The 24,598-nt window shown below is 72.3% G+C and carries 21 protein-coding genes; 11 read left to right on the forward strand and 10 right to left on the reverse strand.

Translation table 11 applies throughout. The annotated features are described in order from the left end of the window. Positions 1–5: 5 nt before the first annotated feature. Positions 6–1,652, reverse strand: coding sequence for an amidohydrolase (locus I2501_RS28990; protein ID WP_196197230.1), 1,647 nt, complete (start codon positions 1,650–1,652; stop codon positions 6–8). Positions 1,653–1,703: 51 nt separating this feature from the next. Further along, positions 1,704–2,357: a TetR family transcriptional regulator C-terminal domain-containing protein gene (locus I2501_RS28995; protein WP_196197231.1), complete on the reverse strand. Its 654-nt coding sequence runs from the start codon at positions 2,355–2,357 to the stop codon at positions 1,704–1,706. 70 nt (positions 2,358–2,427) lie between these two features. Here I2501_RS28995 and I2501_RS29000 point away from each other — a divergent pair, with 70 nt between their 5' ends. The 3 genes from I2501_RS29000 to I2501_RS29010 all read left to right on the forward strand — a co-directional run bounded on the left by I2501_RS29000 (position 2,428) and on the right by I2501_RS29010 (position 6,064). Beyond that, on the forward strand, positions 2,428–3,981 hold the full coding sequence (locus I2501_RS29000) for a purine-cytosine permease family protein (protein ID WP_196197232.1): 1,554 nt from the start codon (positions 2,428–2,430) through the stop codon (positions 3,979–3,981). 131 nt (positions 3,982–4,112) lie between these two features. Beyond that, a complete protein-coding gene (locus I2501_RS29005; RefSeq protein WP_196197233.1) occupies positions 4,113–5,147 on the forward strand; it encodes an SPFH domain-containing protein in 1,035 nt (344 codons plus the stop codon). Positions 5,148–5,152: 5 nt separating this feature from the next. Continuing rightward, positions 5,153–6,064 carry an NAD(+)/NADH kinase gene (locus I2501_RS29010; RefSeq protein ID WP_196197234.1) on the forward strand — a complete coding sequence of 304 codons (912 nt, stop codon included), beginning with the start codon at positions 5,153–5,155 and terminating at the stop codon, positions 6,062–6,064. A gap of 14 nt (positions 6,065–6,078) precedes the next feature. On the opposite strand, the gene I2501_RS29015 is transcribed toward I2501_RS29010, so the two are convergent. The 3 genes from I2501_RS29015 to I2501_RS29025 all read right to left on the reverse strand — a co-directional run bounded on the left by I2501_RS29015 (position 6,079) and on the right by I2501_RS29025 (position 10,206). Continuing rightward, positions 6,079–7,113: an MASE1 domain-containing protein gene (locus I2501_RS29015; RefSeq protein WP_196197235.1), complete on the reverse strand. Its 1,035-nt coding sequence runs from the start codon at positions 7,111–7,113 to the stop codon at positions 6,079–6,081. A 59-nt stretch (positions 7,114–7,172) separates the two neighbouring features. Further along, a complete protein-coding gene (locus tag I2501_RS29020) occupies positions 7,173–7,985 on the reverse strand; it encodes a PP2C family protein-serine/threonine phosphatase (RefSeq protein ID WP_196197236.1) in 813 nt (270 codons plus the stop codon). A 115-nt stretch (positions 7,986–8,100) separates the two neighbouring features. After that, positions 8,101–10,206, reverse strand: coding sequence for an ATP-binding SpoIIE family protein phosphatase (locus I2501_RS29025; RefSeq protein WP_196197237.1), 2,106 nt, complete (start codon positions 10,204–10,206; stop codon positions 8,101–8,103). Positions 10,207–10,482: 276 nt separating this feature from the next. Here I2501_RS29025 and tdh point away from each other — a divergent pair, with 276 nt between their 5' ends. From tdh to I2501_RS29050, 5 genes are all read left to right on the forward strand, one after another. Next, the gene (gene tdh / locus I2501_RS29030; protein WP_196197238.1) at positions 10,483–11,511 is read left to right on the forward strand and encodes an L-threonine 3-dehydrogenase; all 1,029 of its coding nucleotides are present in this window, start codon (positions 10,483–10,485) and stop codon (positions 11,509–11,511) included. Between the two features lie 105 nt (positions 11,512–11,616). Further along, positions 11,617–12,819: a glycine C-acetyltransferase gene (locus I2501_RS29035; protein ID WP_196197239.1), complete on the forward strand. Its 1,203-nt coding sequence runs from the start codon at positions 11,617–11,619 to the stop codon at positions 12,817–12,819. A 4-nt stretch (positions 12,820–12,823) separates the two neighbouring features. Beyond that, a complete protein-coding gene (locus I2501_RS29040; protein WP_196197240.1) occupies positions 12,824–13,756 on the forward strand; it encodes a LysR family transcriptional regulator in 933 nt (310 codons plus the stop codon). A 126-nt stretch (positions 13,757–13,882) separates the two neighbouring features. After that, positions 13,883–14,374, forward strand: a complete 492-nt coding sequence (locus tag I2501_RS29045) for a peptidylprolyl isomerase (RefSeq protein ID WP_196197241.1) — start codon at positions 13,883–13,885, stop codon at positions 14,372–14,374. A gap of 225 nt (positions 14,375–14,599) precedes the next feature. Beyond that, the gene (locus I2501_RS29050; protein WP_196197242.1) at positions 14,600–15,823 is read left to right on the forward strand and encodes an LLM class flavin-dependent oxidoreductase; all 1,224 of its coding nucleotides are present in this window, start codon (positions 14,600–14,602) and stop codon (positions 15,821–15,823) included. An 18-nt stretch (positions 15,824–15,841) separates the two neighbouring features. On the opposite strand, the gene I2501_RS29055 is transcribed toward I2501_RS29050, so the two are convergent. From I2501_RS29055 to I2501_RS29075, 5 genes are all read right to left on the reverse strand, one after another. Then, positions 15,842–17,329 (reverse strand): acyl-CoA synthetase, encoded by a 1,488-nt coding sequence (locus tag I2501_RS29055; protein ID WP_196197243.1) that lies wholly within the window; start codon positions 17,327–17,329, stop codon positions 15,842–15,844. A 53-nt stretch (positions 17,330–17,382) separates the two neighbouring features. Further along, a complete protein-coding gene (locus tag I2501_RS29060; protein ID WP_328806709.1) occupies positions 17,383–18,090 on the reverse strand; it encodes a FadR/GntR family transcriptional regulator in 708 nt (235 codons plus the stop codon). Positions 18,091–18,178: 88 nt separating this feature from the next. After that, the gene (locus I2501_RS29065) at positions 18,179–19,648 is read right to left on the reverse strand and encodes an APC family permease (protein WP_408022796.1); all 1,470 of its coding nucleotides are present in this window, start codon (positions 19,646–19,648) and stop codon (positions 18,179–18,181) included. A gap of 133 nt (positions 19,649–19,781) precedes the next feature. Continuing rightward, positions 19,782–21,269 carry a phytoene desaturase family protein gene (locus tag I2501_RS29070; protein ID WP_328806710.1) on the reverse strand — a complete coding sequence of 496 codons (1,488 nt, stop codon included), beginning with the start codon at positions 21,267–21,269 and terminating at the stop codon, positions 19,782–19,784. A 41-nt stretch (positions 21,270–21,310) separates the two neighbouring features. Continuing rightward, a complete protein-coding gene (locus I2501_RS29075; RefSeq protein ID WP_236047412.1) occupies positions 21,311–21,592 on the reverse strand; it encodes a LapA family protein in 282 nt (93 codons plus the stop codon). A 92-nt stretch (positions 21,593–21,684) separates the two neighbouring features. Here I2501_RS29075 and I2501_RS29080 point away from each other — a divergent pair, with 92 nt between their 5' ends. The 3 genes from I2501_RS29080 (at position 21,685) to I2501_RS29090 (ending at position 24,587) form a co-directional block, all read left to right on the forward strand. Next, positions 21,685–21,969 carry a dsRBD fold-containing protein gene (locus I2501_RS29080; RefSeq protein WP_196197245.1) on the forward strand — a complete coding sequence of 95 codons (285 nt, stop codon included), beginning with the start codon at positions 21,685–21,687 and terminating at the stop codon, positions 21,967–21,969. Between the two features lie 176 nt (positions 21,970–22,145). After that, on the forward strand, positions 22,146–22,718 hold the full coding sequence (locus I2501_RS29085) for an SsgA family sporulation/cell division regulator (protein ID WP_196197246.1): 573 nt from the start codon (positions 22,146–22,148) through the stop codon (positions 22,716–22,718). 150 nt (positions 22,719–22,868) lie between these two features. Further along, complete coding sequence (locus I2501_RS29090) at positions 22,869–24,587, forward strand: sigma-70 family RNA polymerase sigma factor (RefSeq protein ID WP_236047414.1); 1,719 nt, start codon at positions 22,869–22,871, stop codon at positions 24,585–24,587. Positions 24,588–24,598 lie beyond the last annotated feature (11 nt).

Genomic DNA, 24,598 nt, shown 5'->3' on the forward strand with positions numbered 1-24,598 from the left:
GCCCGTCAGAGCTCCGGCGCGCGGTGCGTCGGGCGTCCGGCGACGACCGTCAGCAGCACCGGCAGTGCGGCCAGGTCGGTGTCATGGACGGTGAGCGGGTTGTCGGCGAGGACCGTGAGGTCGGCCCGGTACCCGACGGCCAGCCGACCGCCCACGTGCTCCTCGCCCGCGACCCAGACGGGGTTGACCGTGATGCCCTGGAGCGCCTGGAGCGGGGCGAGCACCTGCTCCGGGCCGTGCGGCGGCAGCGAGAGGTCGGCGGGACGACGGTGCCGGGCCCCGGCCATCACCGCCAGCGGCGGGTACGGCGCGATCGGCCAGTCCGAGCCGAGGACCACCCGCACCCCCGCGTCCCACAGGTCACGGCAGCGGAAGGCCCGCCCCGCGCGCTCGTCGCCGAGACGGCGGGACCAGTTGTCGGTGTGGTCGGCACGGGTGTACTCGCAGCAGTGGGTGGGCTGCATCGACGCGGTCACACCGAGCCGGGCGAACCGGGCCACGGTGTCGTCGGGAACGGTCTCGATGTGCTCGATCCGGTGCCGGACCGGGCTCGGCGACCCCACGGAGCCGGGGGCCAGGGCCGACTCCGTCTGCGCCTTCTCGATCGAGTCGAGGGCGTGGCGGACGGCCGCGTCACCGATGGCGTGCGTCGCGGTCGGCACCCCGGCCCGGTGCAGCTCGCGGACCACCCAGCTGTACTGCTCCGGGTCGGGCCAGAACGCGTGGGTGGACTCGCCGTGGCAGTCCGGCCGTTCCAGCCAGGCGGTGCCGTTGTCGACGGTCCCGTCCATGAACATCTTCACGCCGGCGACCTGCCACAGCCGCCCGCTCCGACCCTGGAGCCGGACCAGCTCGGCGACCGCCGCCTCGTCCGCGCCCGGCTGACACCACGGAGCGACCCGCAGCCGCAGCGACAGGGCGTCCTGCGCGTCCAACTCCGCGAGGATCGCCAGCGAATCGCCGTTGGCGTCCATCGCATGACCGCCGGTCAGGCCGGTCGAGGCCATCGCGCGCAGCACCTCGGCGGTGCGGGCGCGGACCTGGGCTTCGGTGGGCTTGGGCGCGAGGTCCTCGACCACGGCGCAGGCGGCGTCCTCCAGCAGCAGTCCGGTCGGCCGACCCTCGGCGTCACAGACGATCTCGGAGGCCTGCTCGAACTGGCGCGGCCCGTCGACGCCCGCCAGTTCCAGCGCCCGGAAGCTGGCCAGCAGCGAGTGGCCGTCGAAGAGGTCGAGCAGTGCGGGTATGCCGTCCAGCACCGGGGCCAGCGCGGCGGCGCCGACCGGCCGGTCGCCGAAGGTGTTCGGGTCCAGGCCCCAACCGCGCAGCCAGGCGCCCGGCTTGAGGTCGCGCGCGGCCCCGGCCAGCGCCGCGCGGACGTCGTCAAGGTCACGGCAGCCCGACAGGTCGACGCCCATGGTCCGCTCGGCCCCGGACACCGGGTGCAGGTGGCCGTCGGTGAAGCCGACGGTGACCACCGCGCCCTTGAGGTCGATCACCGTGGTGGCGGGACCGGCCAGCGCGCGGACGTCACGGTCGTCGCCGAGCGCGGTGATCAGTCCGGCCCCGGCGGCGAGGGCGGTGTGCGGCAGGAGCGTGCCCGTGCCCGGGTCCAGCAGCCGGGCGTTGAAGAGGACGAGATCGGTGGACACGGGCGGCTCCTTCGGTACTGCGGCACTTCCGCGGTGCGCGGTGGGGGTTGTTCAGCCGGTCGTCCCGTCGTCGGGTCGCCCGGCGGCGAGAGTCCCGGCCGGCAGCTCCAGCGCCCGCTCCGCGGTCAGCGCAGGCATCGCGCTGATCTCGGGCGGGAGCGTGCTGCGGTCGGTGTTGACGTCGACGCCCAGGCCGTCCATGACGACCAGGATCTGCATCGCGGCGATGTCGGGGCTTCCGGTCCGGAACGTCCCGGCGGCCACCCCGGCCTCGACCAGCCCGGTGAGCCGGTCCCGCCACTGCGCTTCCTGGTGCACCACCCGGTCCCGCAGGGTCGGGCGGTACCGGCTCAGGTGCCGGGCGTTGATCCAGAGGCGGCTCATTCCGTCGTACCGGTCCCCCGAGATGAGCGAGAGGAACCGGTCCAGCAGCGCCAACGCCTGGTCTCCGGCCGGGTCGGCCGGGATCAGGTCGTCGAGCTCGGCACTCGCCGCGACCCCGAACGCCTCCGCGACCAGATCCTCCGCCACCGGGAAGTAGTGGCTGATCAGGCCGGGTCGGACGCCGAGTTCGTCGGCGATACGACGGACCGTGATGCATTCCAGCCCCTCACCGAGGGCGACCGCGGCTGCGGCCGCCACGATCTCGGCGCGACGGGCCTCAGGGGTTTTCCTGGTCCGTTTCGGCTGGGTGCTTGACGACACGACCTGCACGCTATTGGATGTGCGACCAATAGACAAGCTGCCCCCAGGGCTTGTTGGTTCGGAGGACTCCATGGCATCTACGATTCCAGACCCCGAGACGGCTCCCCCGTCGGACCCGGTCGCGGCGCACACTGCCGACATGCTTCGCACGGCCGACCAGCCCGACGCGGCTGCTGACCAGGTCAGCGGCGGCGAGGCGCGTCGCGCCCAGAGCCCCGCCGATAACCGCGCCGAGAGCCCTGCCCAGAGCCACGGCGGCGTCGAGGCGCACGGCATCGACGTGATCCCCGACGCCGAGCGGCACGGCCGTGCCCGCGAGCTGCTCGGCGTCTGGGCCGCGCCGAACGTCAGCTACCTGAGCCTGGTCGTCGGCGGCGCGCTGATGCTGATGGGCCTGAGCCTGTGGCAGGCCATGGCCGTGATCGTGGTCGGCAACCTCTTCTGGGCGCTGGTCGGGCTGGTCGCGGTCAGCGGTCCGGCCTCGGGCACGCCCAGCGAGGTGATCATGCGGGCGATGTTCGGCGTCCGCGGCAACCGCGGCAACATCGCGATCACCGGCTGGTTCGCCTCGGTCTGCTACCTCGCACTCAACTGGGCCGCCGCCTCACTGGCCGCCTTCTCGATCCTGGGCGAGGTCGGACTCCACCCGGACACCGTCGTCAAGATCGTGGTCATCGTCGTCATCGCCGCGGCCACCCTGGCCATCAGCGTCTACGGCCACGCCACCATCATCCGGCTCTACCTGCCCTTCACCATCGCGCTGACCGCGGTCTTCGCGGTGCTGTCCGGCTACGTCTTCGGGCACGCCGACTGGCACTACCACCCGCAGCAGCCGCTGCACGGCACCGCGCTGATCGCGGCCCTGGCCGGCGGGCTCGCCCTGGTCGCGTCCGCGCCGCTGTCGTACAGCAACAGCGCCGACTTCGCCCGCTACCTGCCGCGCACCACCAGCCCGGCCTCGGTGGCCGGCTGGACCGCGCTGGGCTCGTACGTCCCCAGCGTCCTGTTCACCGGGCTGGGCGCGGTGGCCGGGACCGCGCTGGACATGACCAACCCGCAGACCGCGCTGGAGCAGATCATCCCGGGCTGGTTCCGCCCCGTCTTCCTGCTGGCGATCATCCTCTCCGCCATCGCCAACAACGCGATGACCGCCTACAGCTCCGGCCTCTCACTCCAGGCCATCGGCGTGAAGATCCGCCGCTCCCGCAGCGTCGCGCTGGACGGCACCCTCGGCGTCGCACTGACCCTCTACGCGCTGCTGGTGTCGAACTTCCTCGACACGGTCAACAACGTGCTGCAGCTGATGGTCGCCCTGATGGGCCCGACCATCGCGATCTACGCGGCCGACGTCCTCTGGCGGCGCAACCGCTACGACGGCCACGAGCTGAGCGACGAGAGCAAGGGCTCGCCGTTCTGGTACCGGGGCGGGGTCAACTGGGCGGGGGCAACCGCGCTGGTCGTCGCCGCCGTCACGTCCGGGCTCTGCGTCGACGCGCCGCCGCTGTGGACCGGCCCGCTCGCGAACGCGCTGGGCGGCACCGACCTCTCCCTGCCGGTCGGCATCGTCCTCGGCGCCGGGATCTACCTGCTGCTGATGCGCGGCAAGCGGCCCGCGCAGCGCTGACGCCGCGTCAACCCGTGGCGTCCTCGTGGACCATCGGTGTCACCAGAACCCATCTCGTCATATTGACGATATCCCTGCGCCGGGCCTACGGTTCCCCGTGAGAACAGCCACTCACCCAGGGGGACACCGCCATGGCCGACATCACCAGACGACCGCTCTTCAGTCACTTCCGCGGCAGCCCGACCGACCACGTCGTGCACCTGCGACGCGGTCAGGTCGTGCACCAGGGCACCGGCCAGGCGTTCTGGTTCCGGCCGATCAGCGCCGTACTGGCCGAGGTCCCGGTCGACGACCGGGAGTTGCCGCTGCTCTTCCACGCCCGGACCGCCGACTTCCAGGACGTCACCGTCCAGGCCAGCGTGACGTACCGCTTCACCGATCCCGAACTCGCCACCCGCAGGCTGGACTTCGCCATCGACCCGGTCACCGGCCGGTGGCGCTCCGCGCCGCTGGAGCAGGTGGCGACGCTGCTGACCGAACTGGCGCAGCAGCAAGCGATCGGTCTGGTCGCCACGCTCGACCTCACCACCGCGCTCGCCACCGGAACCGCGGCCGTCCAGGCGCGGATCAACGAGGGCCTGACCGCCGACGCCCGGCTCACCGACACCGGCGTCGGCGTGGTCGGCGTCCGCGTCGTCGCCGTCAAGCCCGAGGCCGAGGTGGAGCGGGCGCTGCGCACCCCCGCCCGGGAGCAGATCGCCCAGGAGGCGGACCGGGCCGGTTTCGAGCGCCGCGCCCTCGCCGTCGAGCGGGAGCGGGCGATCAGCGAGAACGAGCTCCAGAGCCGGATCGAACTGGCCCGCCGCGAGGAGCAGTTGGTCGGCCAGCAGGGCGCCAACGAGCGTCGCCGCGCCGAGCAGAAGGCGGAAGCCGCCCGGATCACCACCGACGCCGAGGCCGCCCGCACCCGCACCCTCGCCGCCGCCCAGGCGGAGCAGATCGGCCTGGTCGGCGCGGCGGAGGCGCAGGCCGAGGCGGCCAAGCTGGCCAACTACGCCGACCTCGACCCGCGCCTGCTCCTCGCCCTCGCGGTACGGGAGTTGGCGGGCGGACTGCCGGAGATCGGCACGCTCAACCTCACCCCGGACGTCCTCACCGGCGCGCTGGCACGCCTCGCCGCCGGACCGACCGCGCCGACCGCGCCCGCCGCCTCGAACGGGGGCTGACGGCCATGGCTCCCTCACCCCGCACGACCCTCGCACCGCGCGTCGTGCTGGTCCACCGCCGCACCGAGCGCGAGGAGATCGTCGCCGAGCAGGGCACCTGGGGCCAGGCCGAGTTCGTACAACGGATGCGCGGCGTCTCGCTGGACGCGGTGCAACAACGCCACGAACGCCTCGGCGAGGCGCTGCGCACCGCGTCCGCCGCCATCCCCAAGCAGTGGCGACGCGGCGCCGTGCTCCGCGACGATTTGGACCGGTTCCTGTTCGAACCGGAGGACGTGGTCGTGGTGGTCGGCCCGGACGGGCTGGTGGCCAACACCGCCAAGTACCTGACCGGCCAGCCGGTGATCGGCGTCAACCCCGATCCGGCCAGCGGCTGGGGCGTCCTGGTCCGGCACGCCCCGCAGGACCTGGCCGGGCTGCTGGACGCGGTCGCGAACGGCTCGGCCCGCGCCGAGCAGCGGACCATGGTCCGCGCGGCGACCGCCGAGGGCGACAGCATCACCGCGCTCAACGAGGTCTACCTCGGCCACCGCGGCCACCAGTCCGCCCGCTACCGACTCTCGCTGCCGGACGGCAGCCAGGAACACCAGTCGTCCTCCGGCCTGCTGATCGGCACCGGGACCGGCGCGACGGGCTGGTGCCTCTCCGCCTCCCGCCAGCGCGGCGGCGGCTTCGAGCTGCCGCAGCCGACGGACTCCGCGCTGAGCTGGTTCGTCCGCGAGGCCTGGCCCTCGCCCACGACGGGCGCGGATCTGACGGCGGGTCTGCTGAGCGGCGGTCAGGAGCTCACGATCCTGGTCGAGAGCGAGGAGCTGGTCGTCTTCGGCGACGGCATCGAGGCGGACCGCCTCTCCGTCGGCTGGGGCCAGTCCGTGACGGTCCGGACCTCGGACCGCCGCCTGAGGCTTGTGCTCTAGTGCTCCTCACCCCTCTAGTACCCCTCACCCCGCTCGTACTCCTCGCCCTCGTCCTCGTCCCGCGCGCCCGGCCAGCGGTCGGCGACCTCGTCCGGGGCGAGGCGGGCGACGACCTCGGCCAGGCCGATGCAGGCCTCCTCGATCATCCGGTGGGTGACATTGCGCTCCGTGATCACCGCGGAGAGCAGCAGCGCGGTCAACGCCGCCGAGCCGTTGAGCAACTGCAGGATGAGCATGGTGGACGCGATCGTGTGCGCGTGGAACGGTCCCGTGTGCGCGACGGCCGCCGGGACCGCGAGCACCGAGATCAGCAGCACGCACGGTGCCGCGCCCGGCAGTTGGAAGCGGATCGCCGCCCAGATCACCAGTGGGAAGACCAGGAAGAGCAGCGACAGCCGACTGGAGGTCACCGCCAGGGTCACCACGGCCGTGCCACCCAGCAGCAGCACCATCTCCGTCCACCGCCACACCGACGTCTCCCCCGGCAGCTCCGGCGAGCGGATCGCCAGCAGCAGCGGGGCGACCACCAGCACGCCCATCGCGTCGCCAGTCCACCAGGCCGACCACGCCTGCACGTAGTCGGGCCAGGGCAGCGCGCCCTCGCCGTAGAGGACCAGGGTCGCCGTCGTGGCGCTGATCAGCATCGACGCTCCGCCGACGAAGACCAGCAGCACCCCGTCCCGCAGCCGGTCCAGCTGCGGCCGGAAGCCGAACCGGCGCAGCAGCAGGTAGGCGACGACGGGCGCGACGGTGTTGCCGGTGACGATGCCCAGCGTCCCCCAGGAGACGCCGCCGATCGAGGCCACCACGAAGAACTCGCCGAGCGCGATGGCCGGCCAGATCCGCAGCCCGAGGAGCAGCAGGCTGGCCAGCGCGACGCCGGTCGGCGGCCACAGCGGGGTGACCCGGACGCCGCCGACCACCACCTGGGCCAGCAGACCGAGCCGGCCGCTCGCGTAGTAGACGCCGGACAGGGCGAGGATCCACAGCACCGTCGTGGCGACGGTTCGGGGTTCCCGGATCTCCCGGACGCGCTCCAGAGCAGGCATGGGACAACTTTCCTGGTGCCTTCGCGCCTGCGCGGGTCTGACACGCCCGCCAGGGCGGATCACCCGTACCGCAGCACCAGCACCGCCGCGTCGTCGGCGTGCCCGGTCAGCTCGGCAACCTTGATCACCTGGGCGGCCAGCTCCCCCGGTTCGCCGCCCGCGCCGCGCCGGACCAGCGAGGTGATCTGGTCCAGCCCCTCCTCGATCGAGAACGACGGCCCCTCCACCACGCCGTCGGTGACCATGACGAACGCCCCGGTCCCGTCGAGCCCGTGCCGGGTGACGGGGTAGTCCTCCCCGGACTGGACGCCCAGCGGCAGCCCCACGCCCTCCTCGGCGATCCCGCTGCGCCCGTCCAGCGTCGCCCAGACGGCGGGGACGTGGCCCGCGCGGGCCACCGCCAGGCTGCAGGTGGCGGGGTCGTAGCGCAGGAAGCAGCAGGTGGCGAGGAGTTCGACGCCCATCGCCAGCAGCAGGTCGTTGGTCCGGCTCAGCACCTCGCCCGGGTCCGGCGAGACGGTGGCCATGGCCCGCAGCGCGATCCGGACCTGGCCCATGAAGGCCGCCGCCTCCACGTCGTGGCCCTGGACGTCGCCGATCGAGAAGCCCAGCACCCCGTCCGGGAGCAGGAACCCGTCGTACCAGTCACCGCCGATGTCCAGCCCGTGGCGGGCGGGCGCGTAGCGCGCGGCGGCCCGCAGCCCCGGGCTGGTCGGCAGCACGGCGGGCAGCAGGTCCCGCTGCAGGGCCATGGCCAGTTCGACCCGGGCCTTCTGCGACTCCGCCCGTTCCAGGGCTTCTGCGGTGAGCCGCCCGAGGGTGCTCAGCAACTCACCGGAGCTCACGGGCGGAGTGGGACGGCGTCGGGCCATGAACCGCTCCGGGGTACGTCTGGGCAGGAGAACGTCGATCCCATTGTCCTCTGATCCGCCCGGAAAGGCTGGTCCGACCGGCTGACCCACCGCGCTGCGTCTCTGCGCCGAGTCGCTACTGCACCGCGTCGGGCGAGCCGGTGTCCTGCTCGGTCCAGATGGTCTTGCCGGACTGCCCGTAGCGGCTGCCCCAGCGCGAGGTCAGCTGCGCCACCAGGAACAGCCCGCGTCCGCCCTCGTCCGTGTCCCGGGCGCGCCGCAGTCGGGGCTGGGTGTTGGACGGGTCCGAGACCTCGCAGACCAGCACACCGTCGCCGTGGACGAGCCGCAGCCCGATCGGACCACCCGCGTAGCGCAGCGCGTTGGTGACCAGCTCGCTGACCACCAGTTCGGTGGAGAAGGCCAGGTCGGACAGGCCCCAGCGGTCCAGCTGCCCGACGGCGGCCCGCCGGGCCAGGGCCACCGACTCGGCGTCGGTGGGGAACTCCCAGTGCGCCGTCGCGCCGGGTGCCACCCGCCGGGTGCGGGCCAGCAGCAGGGCGACGTCGTCGGAGGGCTGGTCGGTGGTGACGGCGGAGAGCAGCCCGCGCGCCGCCTCCGCGAGCGGGCGTTCGGCCAGGCAGAGCAGACCGGCCTGCCGCAGCAGCCGGGCCATGCCCGCGTCGAGGTCGTGGTCCGCGCCCTGGACCAGGCCGTCGGTGTAGAGGGCCAGCGTGCTGCCGGGTTCCAGTTGCACCTCCGCCACCTCGAACGGGAAGGCCCCGACGCCCAGCGGCGGCCCAGGATCCAGCTCGGCGAAGGCGGTACCGCCGTCCGGCGCGACCAGCAGCGGCGGCGGGTGCCCGGCGCTGGCCATCGTGCACAGGCCGGAGACCGGGTCGTAGATCGCGTAGAGGCAGGTCGCCCCGGACAGGTCCTGGTACTCGCCGCCCGACTCCACGGCCAGCCGCTGCACCAGGTCGTCCAGATGGACCAGCAGCTCGCCCGGGTCGAGGTCGAGGTCGGCCAGCGTCTGCACCGCCGTGCGCAGCCGTCCCATCGCCACCGACGCGCCGAGCCCGTGGCCGACCACGTCCCCCACGATCAGCGCGACCCGCAGCGAGGAGAGCGGGATGACGTCGAACCAGTCCCCACCCACGCCGGGCCGGGCCGCCGAGGGGACGTAGGACGCGGCGGTCTCCACGCCGATGGCCGCGACGGCGGCCGTCGGCAGCAGCCCGCGCTGGAGGGTGACGGCGGTGCTGTGCTCGCGGGTGTAGCGGCGGGCGTTGTCCACGCCGAGGGCGGCGCGGGAGACGATCTGGGCCAGCAGCGCGGCGTCCTGGTCGTCGTACGGGACGGTGTCCTCGGTGCGCCAGACCTGGACGGTGCCCAGGACCAGCCCGCGGGCGTAGAGCGAGGCGACCATCACCGACCGCGCGCCCTCCGGCACGATCCGCCGCAGCAGCGCGGTGTCGCCGAAGATCCCCGCCAGCTCCGCCTCGTCGACCTGGTAGACCAGCACGTCCCCCTGCCGGATCCGCTCCAGCTCGGGCGCGGTCGGCACCGGCGGCAGCGGCTCGCCGGGTCGGACCAGCGCCGCCGGGAAGGGCCCGGTCCGGCAGAGTCCGGCGGCCCGGCGGACGTGCCACTCGTTCGACATCTCGGGCCGGGTCACCCCGAACTGCGGCGGATCGGCGCCGGTGAAGACGGCGTCGGCCAGGTCGACCATCACCACGTCCGCGAACCCGCCCAGCACCTCGGCGAGGTCCTGCGCGGTACGGCCGACGTCGAGCGAGGCGCCGATCCGGGTCGACGCCTCGTCCAGCAGGTCGAGCCGCCTCCGGGCCTGACGCTCGGCGGTGATGTCGGTGAAGGCGACCGCGACGCCGGTGATCCGCCCGCCCTCGTCGGTCAGCGGGAACGCGGAGAGCGACAGCCACAGCGGCTGCGACGAGCGCAGCGGCCGGACCCGGTACTCGGCGCGGTGCACCGGGACGCCGTCGGTGACCACCGTGCGCAGCCTGCTCTCGATCTCCTCGGCCTCCTCGGGCCCGAGGACGTCGGCCAGCCGCTCCGGCAGCGCGCCGTCGGGGCCGGCCAGACAGCGGACGGCGTTGGTGCGCAGCAGGCGCAGCTCGCGATCGTGGACGGCGATCCCGATACTGCCCTGCTCGAACATCGCCCGGATGAACGCGGCGTCGAGCGCCACGTCGAGCGCTGCCTCGCCGTCGGTTGTCACCCGACCATTGTCGCGCGACCGGGCCGGAACGCAGCACCCCCGTGCGCGGGCCACGCCGACGGTTGCCGAATACCCTCCCGGGTACCTGACGGAGCTCGGCGCCCTCCGCCTGAAGATTTCCTGGTCACCCGCTTAAGCAAGTCTCGATGGACCCGGTCCGCCCCGGACCGCCACGCTGGGGCCCGGGGTGCGGAACATTCCCGCATCCCTTTCTGTGGTTCATGTGATCTGTGGTTTGTGCGACCTGCAAGGGCGCGACGTCCGGGAGGCACCGCTGTGAAGGCACTCGTGAAGGCCAAGGGAGAGCCCGGCCTGTGGCTGATGGATGTGCCCGAGCCCGAGATCGGCCCCGGTGAGGTGCTGATCAAGGTGCTGCGCACCGGCATCTGCGGCACCGACCTGCACATCCGCAAGTACGACACCTGGGCGCAGCAGGCCGTCAGCCTGCCGCGGGTGATCGGCCACGAGTTCGTCGGCGAGGTCGTCGAGGTCGCGCCGGGCGTGACCGACGTCGCCGTGGGCGACCTGGTCAGCGGCGAGGGCCACCTGGTCTGCGGCAAGTGCCGCAACTGCCTGGCCGGCCGCCGCCACCTCTGCCGCAGCACCGTCGGCCTCGGCATCGGCCGCGACGGCGCGTTCGCCGAGTACGTCACGCTGCCCGCCAGCAACGTCTGGGTGCACCGGGTCCCGGTCGACCTCGACGTGGCCGCGATCTTCGACCCGTTCGGCAACGCGGTCCACACCGCGCTGTCGTTCCCGCTGGTCAACGAGGACGTGCTGATCACCGGCGCGGGCCCGATCGGCATCATGGCCGCCGCCGTCGCCAAGCACGCCGGCGCGCGCAACGTCGTCATCACCGACGTCAGCCCCTACCGCCTGCAGCTCGCCGAGAAGGTCGGCGTCACGCTGGCGCTGAACGTGGCCGACCACACCATCGAGGAAGGCCAGCGCAAGCTCGGCATGCGCGAGGGCTTCGACATCGGCATGGAGATGTCCGGCCGCCCCGAGGCGCTGCGCGAGATGATCTCCAACATGACCAACGGCGGCCGGATCGCCATGCTCGGCCTGCCGTCCGACGAGTTCCCGGTCGACTTCGCCAAGATCGTCACCTCGATGATCACCCTCAAGGGCATCTACGGCCGTGAGATGTTCGAGACCTGGTACGCGATGTCGGTGCTGCTGGAGGGCGGCCTGGACCTGTCCCCGGTGATCACCGGCCGTTACCCGTACCAGGAGTTCGACGCCGCGTTCGACGAGGCGGCCGGCGGCCGCTGCGGCAAGGTCATCCTCGACTGGACCGTCTGAGCACCCGCACCGCCTTCCCGACCTTCGGACCGCCTTCCCGACCTTCGGACCTTTTCCTCCCGAACTTCGGATCCCTCCGGACCCTTTCGAACCAGGAGCCACTCGATGCTCGACTCCGTCCGCGACGACCTCCGGGCCACCCTCGACGAGATCCGCGACGCCGGCCTGCACAAGCCGGAGCGGGTGATCGGCACCCCGCAGAGCGCCACCGTCGACGTCACCGCCGGCGGCCAGCCGGGCGAGGTGCTGAACTTCTGCGCCAACAACTACCTCGGCCTGGCCGACAACCCCGAGGTCATCAGCGCCGCCAAGGACGCGCTCGACCGCTGGGGCTACGGCATGGCCTCGGTCCGCTTCATCTGCGGCACCCAGGAGGTGCACAAGGAGCTGGAGGCGCGGCTCTCCCGCTTCCTCGGCCAGGAGGACACGGTCCTCTACAGCTCCTGCTTCGACGCCAACGGCGGCGTCTTCGAGACGCTGCTGGACGACCGCGACGCGGTCATCTCCGACGCGCTCAACCACGCGAGCATCATCGACGGCATCCGCCTGTGCAAGGCGCGCCGCTTCCGCTACGCCAACCGCGACATGGCCGACCTGGAGCAGCAGCTCAAGGAGGCCTCGGACGCCCGCCGCAAGCTGATCGTCACCGACGGCGTCTTCTCCATGGACGGCTACATCGCGCCGCTCAAGGACATCTGCGACCTGGCCGAGCGCTACGGCGCGATGGTCATGGTCGACGACTCGCACGCGGTCGGCTTCGTCGGCGCCGGCGGCCGTGGCACGCCGGAGCTGCACGACGTGATGGACCGCGTCGACATCATCACCGGCACCCTCGGCAAGGCGCTCGGCGGCGCGACCGGCGGCTACGTCGCCGCCCGCGCCGAGATCGCGGCGCTGCTGCGCCAGCGCTCGCGTCCGTACCTGTTCTCCAACTCGCTGGCCCCGACCATCGCCGCCGCCTCGATCCAGGTCCTGGACCTGCTGGAGAACGGCGAGCTCGGCGCGGAGCTGCGCGCGCAGCTGGCCGCCAACACCGCGCTGTTCCGGGCGCGGATGACCGAGGAGGGCTTCGAGATCCTGCCGGGCGAGCACCCCATCGCCCCGGTCATGATCGGCGACGCGGCCAAGGCCGCGAAGATGGCCGAGTTCCTGCTGGAGCACGGCGTCTACGTCATCGGCTTCTCCTACCCGGTGGTCCCGCACGGCCAGGCCCGGATCCGGGTCCAGCTCTCGGCCGGCCACTCCACCGAGGACGTGGAGCGCGCTGTCAAGGCATTCGTCGCCGCGAGGTCCGCCCTGGCAGAATGAGTCGGTGATCGACTCGCGCCGGCTGCGCACGCTGCGCGCCGTGGCGGACCACGGAACCGTGACCGCCGCGGCATCCGCGCTGTACCTGACCCCCTCCGCCGTCTCCCAGCAACTGGCCGCCCTGGAACACGAGGTCGGCCACCAGCTGCTGCTCCGTGACGGCCGGGGGGTCCGGCTCACCGCCGCCGGCGAGATCCTGCTGCGCCACAGCAACGCGGTGCTGGCGCAGCTGGAGAACGCCGAGGCGGAGCTGGCCGCCTTCGCTCAGGGGCACGCGGGCGAGGTGACGCTGGTCTCGTTCGCGACCGGCATCGCCGCCGTGGTCGCCCCCGCCATGACCCGCCTGGCGCACGCCGCGCCCGGCATCCGCCTCAAGGTCCGCGACGCCGAGGGCGACGCCAGCCTGCTGATGGTCCTCGACGGCCGCGCCGACATCGCCGTGGCCGTCGAGTACCGCGGCGCGCCCGCCGAGGACGACGCCCGCCTCTCCCGCGTCCCGCTCTACGCCGAGCCCTTCGACGCGGTGCTGCCGCGCGGCCACCACCTGGCCGCCGCCCCGGCCGTGGCCGTCGCCGAGCTCGCCGACGAGCCGTGGATCGGCCCCTACCCGGGCAACCCCTGCCTGGACGCGGTGATGCTGGCCTGCGAGTCCTCCGGCTTCCAGCCGCGCCTGGCGCACTCCTCGGACGACTTCCGCGCGGTCGCGGCCCTCGCGGGTGCGGGCGCGGGCGTGGCCCTGGTTCCCCGCTCCGCGCTGCGCGGCGTCGACCTCCCGGACGTCGTCGTCCTCCCCGTTCTCGGCGCCCCGGCCACCCGCCGCGTCTTCGCCGCCGTCCGCCGCGGCTCGGCCGACCACCCGCTGTTCCGCCCGGTCCTGGACGCCCTGACCGCGGCAACGGCGCAGGCGGACCTGATCCAGCACACGCTAACCGTCTAAATGAGGTGACTGTGCAGAGCCGTCCGGGAGCACGCGGCTACGGACTGTGAGGATCACGTGGAGTGATGTCGGGGCCGGTGCGGGTCGATTTGCGTAGCCGGGGCGGGGTACTGCCAGGATGGCAGTATGAATCCCAAGGTTTACTTCGACGTTTCCGCAGACGGCGAAAAGCTCGGCCGCATCGTGTTCGAGCTCAACGCCGACATCGCCCCCAAGACGGCCGAGAACTTCCGCGCGCTCTGCACCGGCGAGAAGGGCTTCGGCTACGCGGGCTCCACCTTCCACCGGGTCATCCCCGAGTTCATGCTGCAGGGCGGCGACTTCACCGCCGGCAACGGCACCGGTGGCAAGAGCATCTACGGCGAGAAGTTCGCCGACGAGAACTTCACCCTCAAGCACACGGTTCCGGGCCTGCTCTCCATGGCCAACGCGGGCCCGAACAGCAACGGCTCGCAGTTCTTCATCACCACGGTCACCACCCCGTGGCTCGACGGCAAGCACGTGGTCTTCGGCAAGGTCACCGAGGGCATGGACGTCGTCAAGACCATCGAGGCGCTCGGCTCGGGCAGCGGCCGCACCTCCAAGAAGATCGTCATCGACGAGTCCGGCCAGCTCTGACGCTGCGCCGCCCCGCAGCGCCCGACGCTGCACCCGACACCCGCTGCCGCCGTTCACCCGAACGGCGGCAGCGGTCTTTCTGACGGATCCTTTCTGACGGACTGTCACATTCGACCTCCGCCCTCCCTGGACAGATCACCGGCCCACAGGCATGATGCAGTTTCTGACGGTGCATCAGATGTGGGCGGTCAGATACAGGCAGGACCCAGGGTCAGGAGGACCTCCGTGGAGTTCGGCATCTTCATGAACGGATTCATCCCCGGCCCGGCGGCACACGACCGGCCCTCCGAACACCTGGCGCTCAAGCGCGAGATGGAGCTGGCCATCAAGGCCGACAAGCACAACTGGAAGTACGTCTGGTTCGGCGAGCACCACTCGCTCACCGAGTACAGCCACATGTCGGCCCCCGAGGTGGTGATGGGCTACGTCGCCGCCCGCACCGAGCGGATCCACCTCGGCACCGGCATCAACTCGCTCTCCCCGCGCAAGGAGCACCCGGTCCGCTTCGCCGAGCGCGCCGCCATGCTGGACCACATCACCGAGGGCCGCTTCGAGTGGGGCACGGGTCGCGGGGCTGGCTCGCACGAGCTGAAGTCGTTCAACATCATGGACACCGACTCGACCAAGCCGGAGTGGGACGAGGTCTCCCGCGAGGTCGTCCGGATGTGGGAGCAGTACGACTACTCCTTCCACGGCGACCACTTCACCGTGCCGACCCCGCACAACATCCTGCCCAAGCCGTACGGGCACGCGCACCCGCCGATCTGGATGGCCTGCGGCAACCCGCCGTCCTTCGCCAAGGCCGGGTCGCTCGGGATAGGCGCGATCGCCTTCAACTTCGAGCCGATCTACAACCTCAAGGGCCGGATCGAGGCCTACAAGGAGGCCGCCGAGAACCCGGTCGAGATCCTCGGCGACTACCAGAACAACAACGTGATGATGACCAACGCGGTGGTCTGCCTCAACGACCGCAGGCGGGCCCGCGAGATCGCCCTGTCCGCGGGCAACGCGTACCTGGTGACCCTGGTCAACCTCTACCACGACACCATGCCGAAGTCGGCCGACGGCATCACCTGGCCGGAGCCGCCGATCAACCTCGGCGCGTGGGGCGGCGAGGAGCTGCTGGACGAGCTGATCGCCGGCGGCTACCTGCTCTGCGGCACCCCGGACGAGGTGTGCGAGCAGGTCGCCGCCTACCAGCAGGTCGGCTGCGACCAGTTGGTCTTCGGGCTGACCGGCGGCATGACCTTCGAGGAGCACCAGGAGATGCTGGAGCTCTTCGGCGAGCGGGTGATCCCGGAGTTCGACCACAACCCCGAGCACTCGACGGCAATCTACCGCCGCAACGCGGGTGGCCCGAAGTACCCGCCGCTGAACCAGCCGGTCGACCCCGACCTCAAGCACACCGTGCTGCCGCTCAGCGCGATCCTGCCCGTGCCGGAGGACTGATAAAGGACTGACGGACCGTCACTTCTCCGGCACCAGCGCACGCTTTATGATCTTGCCCATGTCGTTGCGCGGCAGCGCCGCCACGAAGCGGACCTCACGGGGACGCTTGTGCGGGGCCAGATGGCCCGCGACATGGGCGGTCAGCACGTCCGCGGTCGGCGGCGCGGCCGGGTCGACGGGGACGATCCAGGCGATGATCCGCTCGCCCAGGTCCTCGTCCGGCTCCCCGGTCACCGCCGCGTCGGCGACGCCGGGATGGTCCAGCAGGACGGTCTCGATCTCGCCCGCGCCGATCTTGTAACCGCCGCTCTTGATCAGGTCGGTGGAGCGCCGGCCGACGATCCGCACCGAGCCGTCCGGCTCCAGCACCGCCATGTCGCCGGTGCGGAACCAGCCGTCCTCGGCGAACGCGGCGGCGGTCGCCTCCGGACGGTTGAGGTAGCCGGAGAACAGGTTCGCGCCCCGGACCTGGATCTCGCCCACCACGTCGCTCCCGGCCGGGAGCGGCGTGCCGTCGTCCTCGACCAGCCGCAGCTCGACGCCCGGCAGCGGCACCCCGACCGTGCCCGGCGTGCAGGCTCCTCCGGGCACCATGCTGGTGTTCATCAGCGTCTCGGTCATGCCGTAGCGCTCGATGACCTGACGGCCCGTCGCGGCGAGCAGCGCCTCGTGGTCCCGGCGCGACAACGCGGCCGAACCGCTGACCAGCAGCCGCGCCTTGCCCAGTGACGCCGCCAGCGCAGCCGCCGACTCCCCGTCCCCGTCTCCGGCCTGGGTGCCTCCGACCGCCTCGGCGAGCCGGTGGTACATGGTCGGCACGCCGAAGAGCATGGTGCCCTCGCCCGCCAGCTCGGCCGCGACCGTCTCCGCCTCGAACCGGCCCAGATGGTGCACCGACCCGCCGCGCCGCAGCGGGCCGAGGATGCCGAGCACCAGCCCGTGCACGTGGAACAGCGGCAGCGCGTGGACCAGGACGTCGTCCCCGGTCCAGGCCCAGGCCTCGGCCAGCGCGTCCAGCGTGGTGCGGATCGCGCGGCGCGAGATCAGCGCGCCCTTGGGCGGGCCTGTGGTGCCGGAGGTGTAGATGACCAGCGCGGTCGCCTCGTCGTCCGGCTCCTCGGGCAGCGGTGCGGCCGGGCCGGTCGCGCCCGTCGGGTGGTCCGGCACGTCCACGCGCGGCAGCCCGGCCAGCGGGCCCGGCAGCTCCGCGCCCGGCGCGGCCAGCACCAGCTCCGGCGTGCTGTCGCCGAGGACGTGGGTCAGCTCCTTCTCCCCGATCCGCGGGTTGACCGGCACCACCGGCACCCCGGCAAGCAGCCCGGCGACCACGCCCACGGCGGTCTCCAGGCTGGGCGTGGCCCAGAGCGCCACCCGGCCCACGCCCGCCAGCCGCGGAGCCAGCGCACCTGCCGTCGCCGCCAGTTCGGCATAGCTGAGGGACCGTTCGCCGAACCGCAGCGCTCGGCGCGATCCGCCGGTCGCCAGTGCGGGCACGAGTGAGGACACCGTCCGTACTCCTTCGTCCGTTTCGTCCGTCGAACTGTGTGCCGTCAAGTCTGTCACCTGTGGATCGCGTGGTCCTTGACCGCCCGGACGGCGCGGTCGGTGCGGCCCTCGACCAGGTGGTCGAGCAACTCGGCGTGACAGCGGCTCCGCCGGCGGATCGCCTCGGGTCCGGGCGGCGGGGCGAGCAGCGCGAGCCGCCCGAGCAGGTCGGCGGTCACGGCACGGAGCCCGGGACCACCGAGCGTCTCCGCCAGTTCGAGATGGAACCGCGTCTCGCGCTCACGTTCCCCCTCCTGGCCGGCCTGCTCCTCCTGGCCGGCCTCCTCCGCCTCCGCGACGAGCTTGCGCAGGCTGCCCAGGTCCGCCTCCCCCACCTCGCCGGAGGCGTGGGCGACCAGGCCGCACTCCAGCAGGAGCAGGAAGGCCTCGGCCGAGGCCGCCGCGGCCGGATCGTGATGCGCGGGGACCACGGCATCGAAGGCGGCCGAGACGAAGGTGCCGCCGGTGCGCCCGCGCCGCCGGTCCAGCAGGCCGTCCTGGCACATCCCCTCCAGGGCACGACGCACCGTCATCTCGCCGATGCCCAACTGCTCCGCGAGCGCGCCGGTGTCCGGCAGCCGGTCACCGGGGCGGAGCAGCGCCAGCCGGACCTGCAGCGCGATCCGGGACCGGACCAGGTCCGCCCCGCTCTGGCTGTACGGTCCGGTCTGGCTGTACGGGCCCGCCAGGCTGTAAGGGCCGAACTTGCCCGCTGTGCTCACCACCGCGCCACCCCAGCCACTTCAGCAGCCCCGGCTGCCCCAGCTGCCCCAGCTGCCCCGGCCGCCATCACCCGGGCCGTCCCGGCCGTCACCCGGACGTGTGGCTGTCCGCGACGATCGAGCCCACCCGCTCGCCCAGTGACGGGTCGCGCCGGACCAGGACGGCCGCGTAGCCGAGCGCCACGACCAGGATGCCGAGCGCCAGATAGGGGAACCAGTTGTAGGGCTCGGGCTGTCCGGGCTTGACCAGGTAGTACAGCGGCACCAGGATCGCCGCCGCGCCCAGTGTGGGCAGCAGCACGTGCCGGGCCCAGTGGAACTCGCTGCGCCGGTAACGGTGGTAGTAGAACGGCAGCGCCACGTTCGAGGCCAGGTAGACCAGCAGCACCAGGATGGTGCCCATGGTCGAGGCCTCGGCGAAGAAGACCATCGGGTCCATCGAGCCCGACTCGGCGTGTCCGCCGAGCAGGTGCAGCAGGCCCCAACCACCGATGATCAGCAGCGAGATGGAGACGAAGACGATGATCGCCCGGGTCGGCGTCCGGCGCGTCGGGTGGACCGCGCCGATCGCGGAGGGCAGCAGGCCCTCGCGTCCGGCGTTGAAGACCAGGCGCGCCTGCGAGTTGGTCCCGGCGATCAGCGCGCCGAGCGTGGAGGTGAGCCCGGCCAGGTAAGCGAAGAACGCCAGCGCCCCCAACGTGCCCTGCGCGACGTCGATGAAGGGGACGGCGGACGCGCCGACCTTGGCCACGTCGTAGTCGAAGCCGGTCAGCGTGGCGTACGAGAAGAGCAGGTAGCTCACGGACATGATGCCGACCGAGAGGAAGACCGCGCGCCCGACGTTGCGCCTCGGGTCCTGCGTCTCCTCGGCGAGCGCGGCCGAGTTCTCCCAGCCGATGAAGAGGTAGACGGCCAGCGGGAAGCCCTCGGCCAGCCCCTGGAAGCCGCCGGTGATCAGGCTCGGCCGGAACGGGTCCAGCGAGAGGTGTCCGGAGTGGTTGACGATCGCCGCGACCGAGACGACGACCAGCACCAGCATCTCGACGCCGAAGAAGAGCCCGGCCAACTTGGTGGAGACGGCGATGCCACGGACCATCAGCACCACCGCGATCGCGGTCAGCAGCAGCGTCCAGATGATCCAGGGGACGTTCCACTTGAGGTAGTGGTTGAGCGTCGTCTCCAGGAAGCCGCCGGAGACGGCGATCACCGAGGCCATCGCGATGATGTAGCCGAGACCCGCCAGCAGCGCCGTGGTGACGGCACTGGTCGGGCCGAAGGTCTTGCCGACGAAGGTGATGAAACTGCCCGCGGACGGGTGCGCCTTGGAGAACTGGGCGAGCGTATTGCCCAGCAGCGCCACCGCGATACCGGCCGCGACGATGGTGAGCGGCGAGGCCACGCCCGACGTGGTGGCGAGGAAGCCGAAGCCGAAGAAGAAGCTCATCGCGGGCCCGATGTTGGCCATGGTGGCGGCTGCGATGTCGACCATACCCAGTGTTCCGCCGCGTAGGCGCTGGGATCTGACGGTGGTGCTGGTGTCGGCGAGCTGATCGGACACGGCGTGCTCCTTCGCGTGCGGCGCAGGAAGGCGGGGTGCGGTGCCGAGAAAATAGTTCAGGACGATCAGTTATACAAGAGTGCGCGCAGCAACCCGCCGCTGCGCAGGCCGAGTCAGCGTTACTGCAACCACTTCACTGCCGTCGCAGCCAACTCAGCGCCGACTCCGCCGCGTTGGCCCCGCACATGCCGTGGACCCCGCCTCCCGGCGGTGTGGCCGACGAGCAGAGGTAGACGCCCGGCACGCCCAACGCGTACGGGTCGAGCGCGGGTCGCGGCCGGAAGACCAGCTGCCGCCCCGAGTTGGCACCCGCGCTGATGTCGCCGCCCACGTAGTTGGCGTTGTACAGCGACATCTGACGGGCCGTCCGCACGTGCGTCGCGACGATCCGCTCGCGGAAGCCGGGCGCGAAGCGCTCGATCTGCGCCACCACCGCCTCGGTCGCGTCGCCCTGGAAACCGGCCGGGACGTGGGCGTACGCCCAGAGCGGGTTGATCCTGCCCGCTGAACCGCCGCCCGCCGAACCGGCTCCGCCCGCCGAACGTGACGGGTCCGCGAGGTACTGCTGCCCGACCAGCACGAACGGCCGGTCCGCCAACCGTCCGGCGACGGTGGCGGCCTCGGCCGCGGCGATCTCCTCCGCCGTGCCGCCCAGATGCAGCGCGCCCGCGCGACGGCAGTCCTCGTTGGTCCACGGGACGTCACCCCGGATCGCGAAGTCCACCTTGTGCGCCGCCGGTCCGTAGCGGTAGCGGGCCAGCGCCCGGCGCACCCGCGGCGGCATCCGCGCTCCCTCTCTCCCCCCGTCCACGATCCGCACGGCCGCGTCCGGCGCGGTGTCCAGCAGCACCAGGTCGGGTCGTTCGCCGAGCAGCGCGGGAAGTTGGCCGAGCCCGGTGACGGTCACTCCCGTCCGCACCGTGCCGCCGAGGCTGTCCAGCACGCGCAGCAGCGCGTCGGTGATCGCCTGCGTGCCGCCCTCGGCCACCGGCCAGCCGACCGCGTGGCCCGTCGCCGCCAGCATCAGGCCGATCGAGGCGCTGAGCGGGGTGTCCAGCCGCCCGAACGCGTGCGCGGCCACACCCATGAAGAGGGCCCGCGCGGGCGCGTCCTGCCAACGGCGGATCGTCCAGGTGGCGGGCTGCAGCGCGTCCACGCCGAATCTGGCCAGCACGAACGGATGCCGGGGCAGGTGCAGCAGCGGACGCAGCACCTCGGCGTTGAGGGCCTCCGCGTCGGCGACCACGGGCGCGAAGAGGCGACGCCACGCGCGGGCGTCGACCGCGCCGAGGGAGGCGGCCGTCCGGGCCGGGTCCCGGCTGAGCACCCCGGCCCGGCCGTCGTCCAGCGGGTGCGCCAGGTCGAGCTCCGCCCACCGCCAGCGCAGCCCGAACCGCTCCAGTCCGAGCGAGGCGAGGAATGGCGAGACCAGCGCGGTGGGATGGAAGGCGGCGCAGTCGTCGTGAAGGACGCCGGGCAGCGTCAGCTGCGAGGTCCTGGCCCCACCCCCGGGCCGTTCGGCCGCCTCCAGCACGGTCACCCGCAGCCCGGCCTGGGCCAGCCGCACGGCAGCGGCCAGGCCGTTCGGCCCGCTGCCCACGACGGCTGCTGCGACGGTCACCGGGCCAGCGTATTACCCGCTCTGTCCTGCCGACCCTCCGGCTACTGGCGCTTCTTCGAGGCACGCCGCTTCGAGACGAGCTTGCCGAGCACCGCGCCGACCAGCAGCGTGACCACCAGGATCAGCCAGAGCGGCGCGCTGACGTTGACGACCCAGAGTGTGATCTTGACCGTCTCGGTGTTCACCGCGATGAACCATACGGCCGCCACCGCGAGCAGCCCCGCGGCCACGGGCTTGGCCCGCACCGGCATGCCCTTCACCTTGAGCAGGGGCGACGAGGAGTCGGGAGGCCTGCCGTTCGTGCTCCTGCCATTCGTGCTCATACCTCCATCGTGCGTGCTTCCCGAGCAGCAGGCACGCCGACGGCATAGCGTGGAGGTGTCCGTGGCACGCGAGCACGAGACGAGGCGCGACGATGAGCACACAGACCCCGATGCCGTCCCCGATGCGGACCAAGCACTGGTCCCTGGACGTCGACCTCTACGAGGAGGGCGACGTTACCAAGTCCCGGGTGATCCTCTCCGCCGGTGACCGCACCCTGGAGGGCCGCGGCGCCTCCCGCCGCAACCCGCACGACGAGTCGGTCGCGGAGATCGGCGACGAGTACGCGGCAGGCCGCGCCCTGATCGAGCTGGGCGAACAACTGCTGCGCGCCGGTTCGGTCGACGCCGCCGCCCACAGCGACGGCCGCTTCGGCTGAGCGAGCCGGCCGGGACGGACGCACCCGACACGGAACCGATTCACCCCGCACAGAGCCGACGCGACCCGCGTACGTCGCGCGTCCAGTCGGTGTCACCCCGACGGCGCATGATTTTCGACCGCGACACGCCGGGGCCAGGAGGGTTGCCTAGCTCGCGCTGAATCGTTGGTCCGGACATGAGTACCGATCCGTTGTTGCCTATCGAGGCGGCATCTGCCGAAACGTTTCTCCCTCGCGATGGCGGGCGCTCCGGGGCGCGCGGCCGCACGTCCCGTACCTCCAGGACGCCCAGGACGTCCCGCCCGTCCCGTGCCGACAGGGGCGCGGCCTCCGCCCCGGCCGTCGCCTGCGGGACGTCCCTCGACCTCCACGTCGTCACCGAGCACTTCGGTGAGCTGCCCGTGGCCGCCCACCTCAGCTACCTCCGCGCCGACCCGTACGCGGTCAGACTGCACTGCTACGTCGACACGCCCTTCACGGTGACCTGGCTCTTCGCCCGCCATCTGCTCTGGCTCGGCCTCAACCGGCCCACCGGCATGGGCGACGTCCGGGTCCGTCCGGGCCACGGCCGGGACCGCGGCTGGATCTTCCTCTGCCTCGACGGCGCCGACGGCCGCGCCGTCCTGCGCGCCCGCGCCCGCAAGGTGCGCCGGTTCCTGGAGCAGTCCACCCGGATCGTCCCGCTCGGCACGGAACACCAGCATCTCGATCTCGACGCGGTGATCGAACGAATGCTCTCGATCAACTGAAAGCGAGTCGAACATTTCCCACCGAAGCGAACATTTCACTGAGGCGGAACCGTCATCCAAAATTCTGTGACCGGATTTCTGTGACCGCGCTGTCCTCCGTAGGGTCTCCTTTCACGTACGCACATCCACGGGTGACCGAAGGAGCACAGGATGACGCGCACGGCGATGGACGCCGAGCTGGTGGCCGCCGCCCGCAGCGGTTCGGCCGAGGCGATGGACGAACTGGTCGGGTGCTGCCTCCCGCTGGTCTACAACATCGTCGGCCGCGCCCTGTCCGGGCGCGCGGACGTGGACGACGTCGTGCAGGAGACGATGCTGCGCGTCGTACGCGGCCTGCCCGGGCTCCGTGACGACGAGGCGTTCCGGTCCTGGCTGGTGGCGGTGACGATGAACCAGATCCGGCGGCACCACGCCGCAGGGCCCGCCGCACCACGGGCGCTGGACGAGCTCGACGAGCTGTCGGCGGTCGCCGACCCGGGCGCGGACTTCACCGACCTGACCCTGACCGAGCTCGGCCTCTCCGGGCAGCGCCGGGAGACCGTCGAGGCCACCCTCTGGCTGGACCCCGACGACCGGGAGCTGCTCTCGCTGTGGTGGCTGGTCACCGCCGGGCACCTCGCCCGCACCGATCTGGTCGCGGCGCTGGGCCTCGACTCGCACCACGTCACGGTCCGTGTCAGCCGGATGAAGGCCCAGCTGGACGCCGCCCGGCTGATCGTCAGAGCGCTGGCGTCCCGCCCGCGCTGCGCGGAGCTGGAGGCGGCGCTGACCGTCTGGGACGGCCGACCGAGCGCCCTGTGGCGCAAGCGGCTGGCCCGGCACGTGCGCGCCTGCGCCGACTGCGGCGCCCTCGGCACGGACCTCGTCCCGGCCGAGCGACTGCTGGTCAACTTCGCACTGCTCCCGCTGCCGCTGGGTTACGCGGCCTACATGCTCACCCGCCTGGGGCTGCCGCACATATCCGGCAGCGCGCTCGTCAACACTGCACAGATGACTCCCGCGCAGGCATCCGCCACCGCCTCAGGTTCAGGACCGGCCTCAGGTTCAGGTCGGGCGGCAGGTTCCAGCCGCACACCCTCCGGCCCGGTCTCGCACCGGCGGGGTCGGTCCGTCGGGACCTTCGGCGGGAAGCCACTGCTCGTCGCCGCCGGAGTGACCGCGGGCGTCGTGGCGGCCGTGGGCGCGGGCGTGCTGGCCCTCTCCTCCGGCAACGGGCACGCGGCCGACGCCACCGGACAACCGGCCGCCGCGATCTCGGGCGTGCTGCCCAGCGCGTCGACCGCCCTCCCCTCGCCCACCATCGCGCCGACCCGCAAGCCGGTCGCCTCCGCCAGCCCGACCGGTGCCCGGCCGTCCCCGACCCACAGCAGCGCGACGCCGCGCTCCGCGTCCGCCTCGGCCGCCGCGCCCTCGGCTGCCGCGCCCCCGCCGACACTCTCCCCGGATCAGGCGGCCGTCCAGCAGGTGCTCGCGGTCATCAACCAGGCGCGCGCAGGCCAGGGCCTGGCACCACTGCAGCTCAGCTCCGGCCTGGAGAGCAGCTCCGGCGCGCACAACCAGACGATGGCCGCCGGCTGCGGCCTGCAGCACCAGTGCCCCGGTGAGGCGTCCCTCGGCGCCCGCGAGACCGCGGCCGGGGTCCAGTGGTCGGCCGCGGGCGAGAACATCGGCACGGGCGGCCCGGTCTCCGACACCACCTCCGGCGTCGCCGGGATGGCCGTCGGCCTGACCCGCTCGATGCTGGCGGAGCAGCCACCGAACGACGGCCACCGCAAGAACATCCTGAGCACGGCGTTCCACCACATCGGCATCGCCGTGATGCGCGACTCCAACGGCAACGTCTGGCTGACCCAGGACTTCTCGGACTGAACAGCGCTGCT

Origin of the sequence: Streptacidiphilus fuscans, from assembly GCF_015690355.1 — a bacterium.
Taxonomy (GTDB): Bacteria; Actinomycetota; Actinomycetes; order Streptomycetales; family Streptomycetaceae; genus Streptacidiphilus; species Streptacidiphilus fuscans.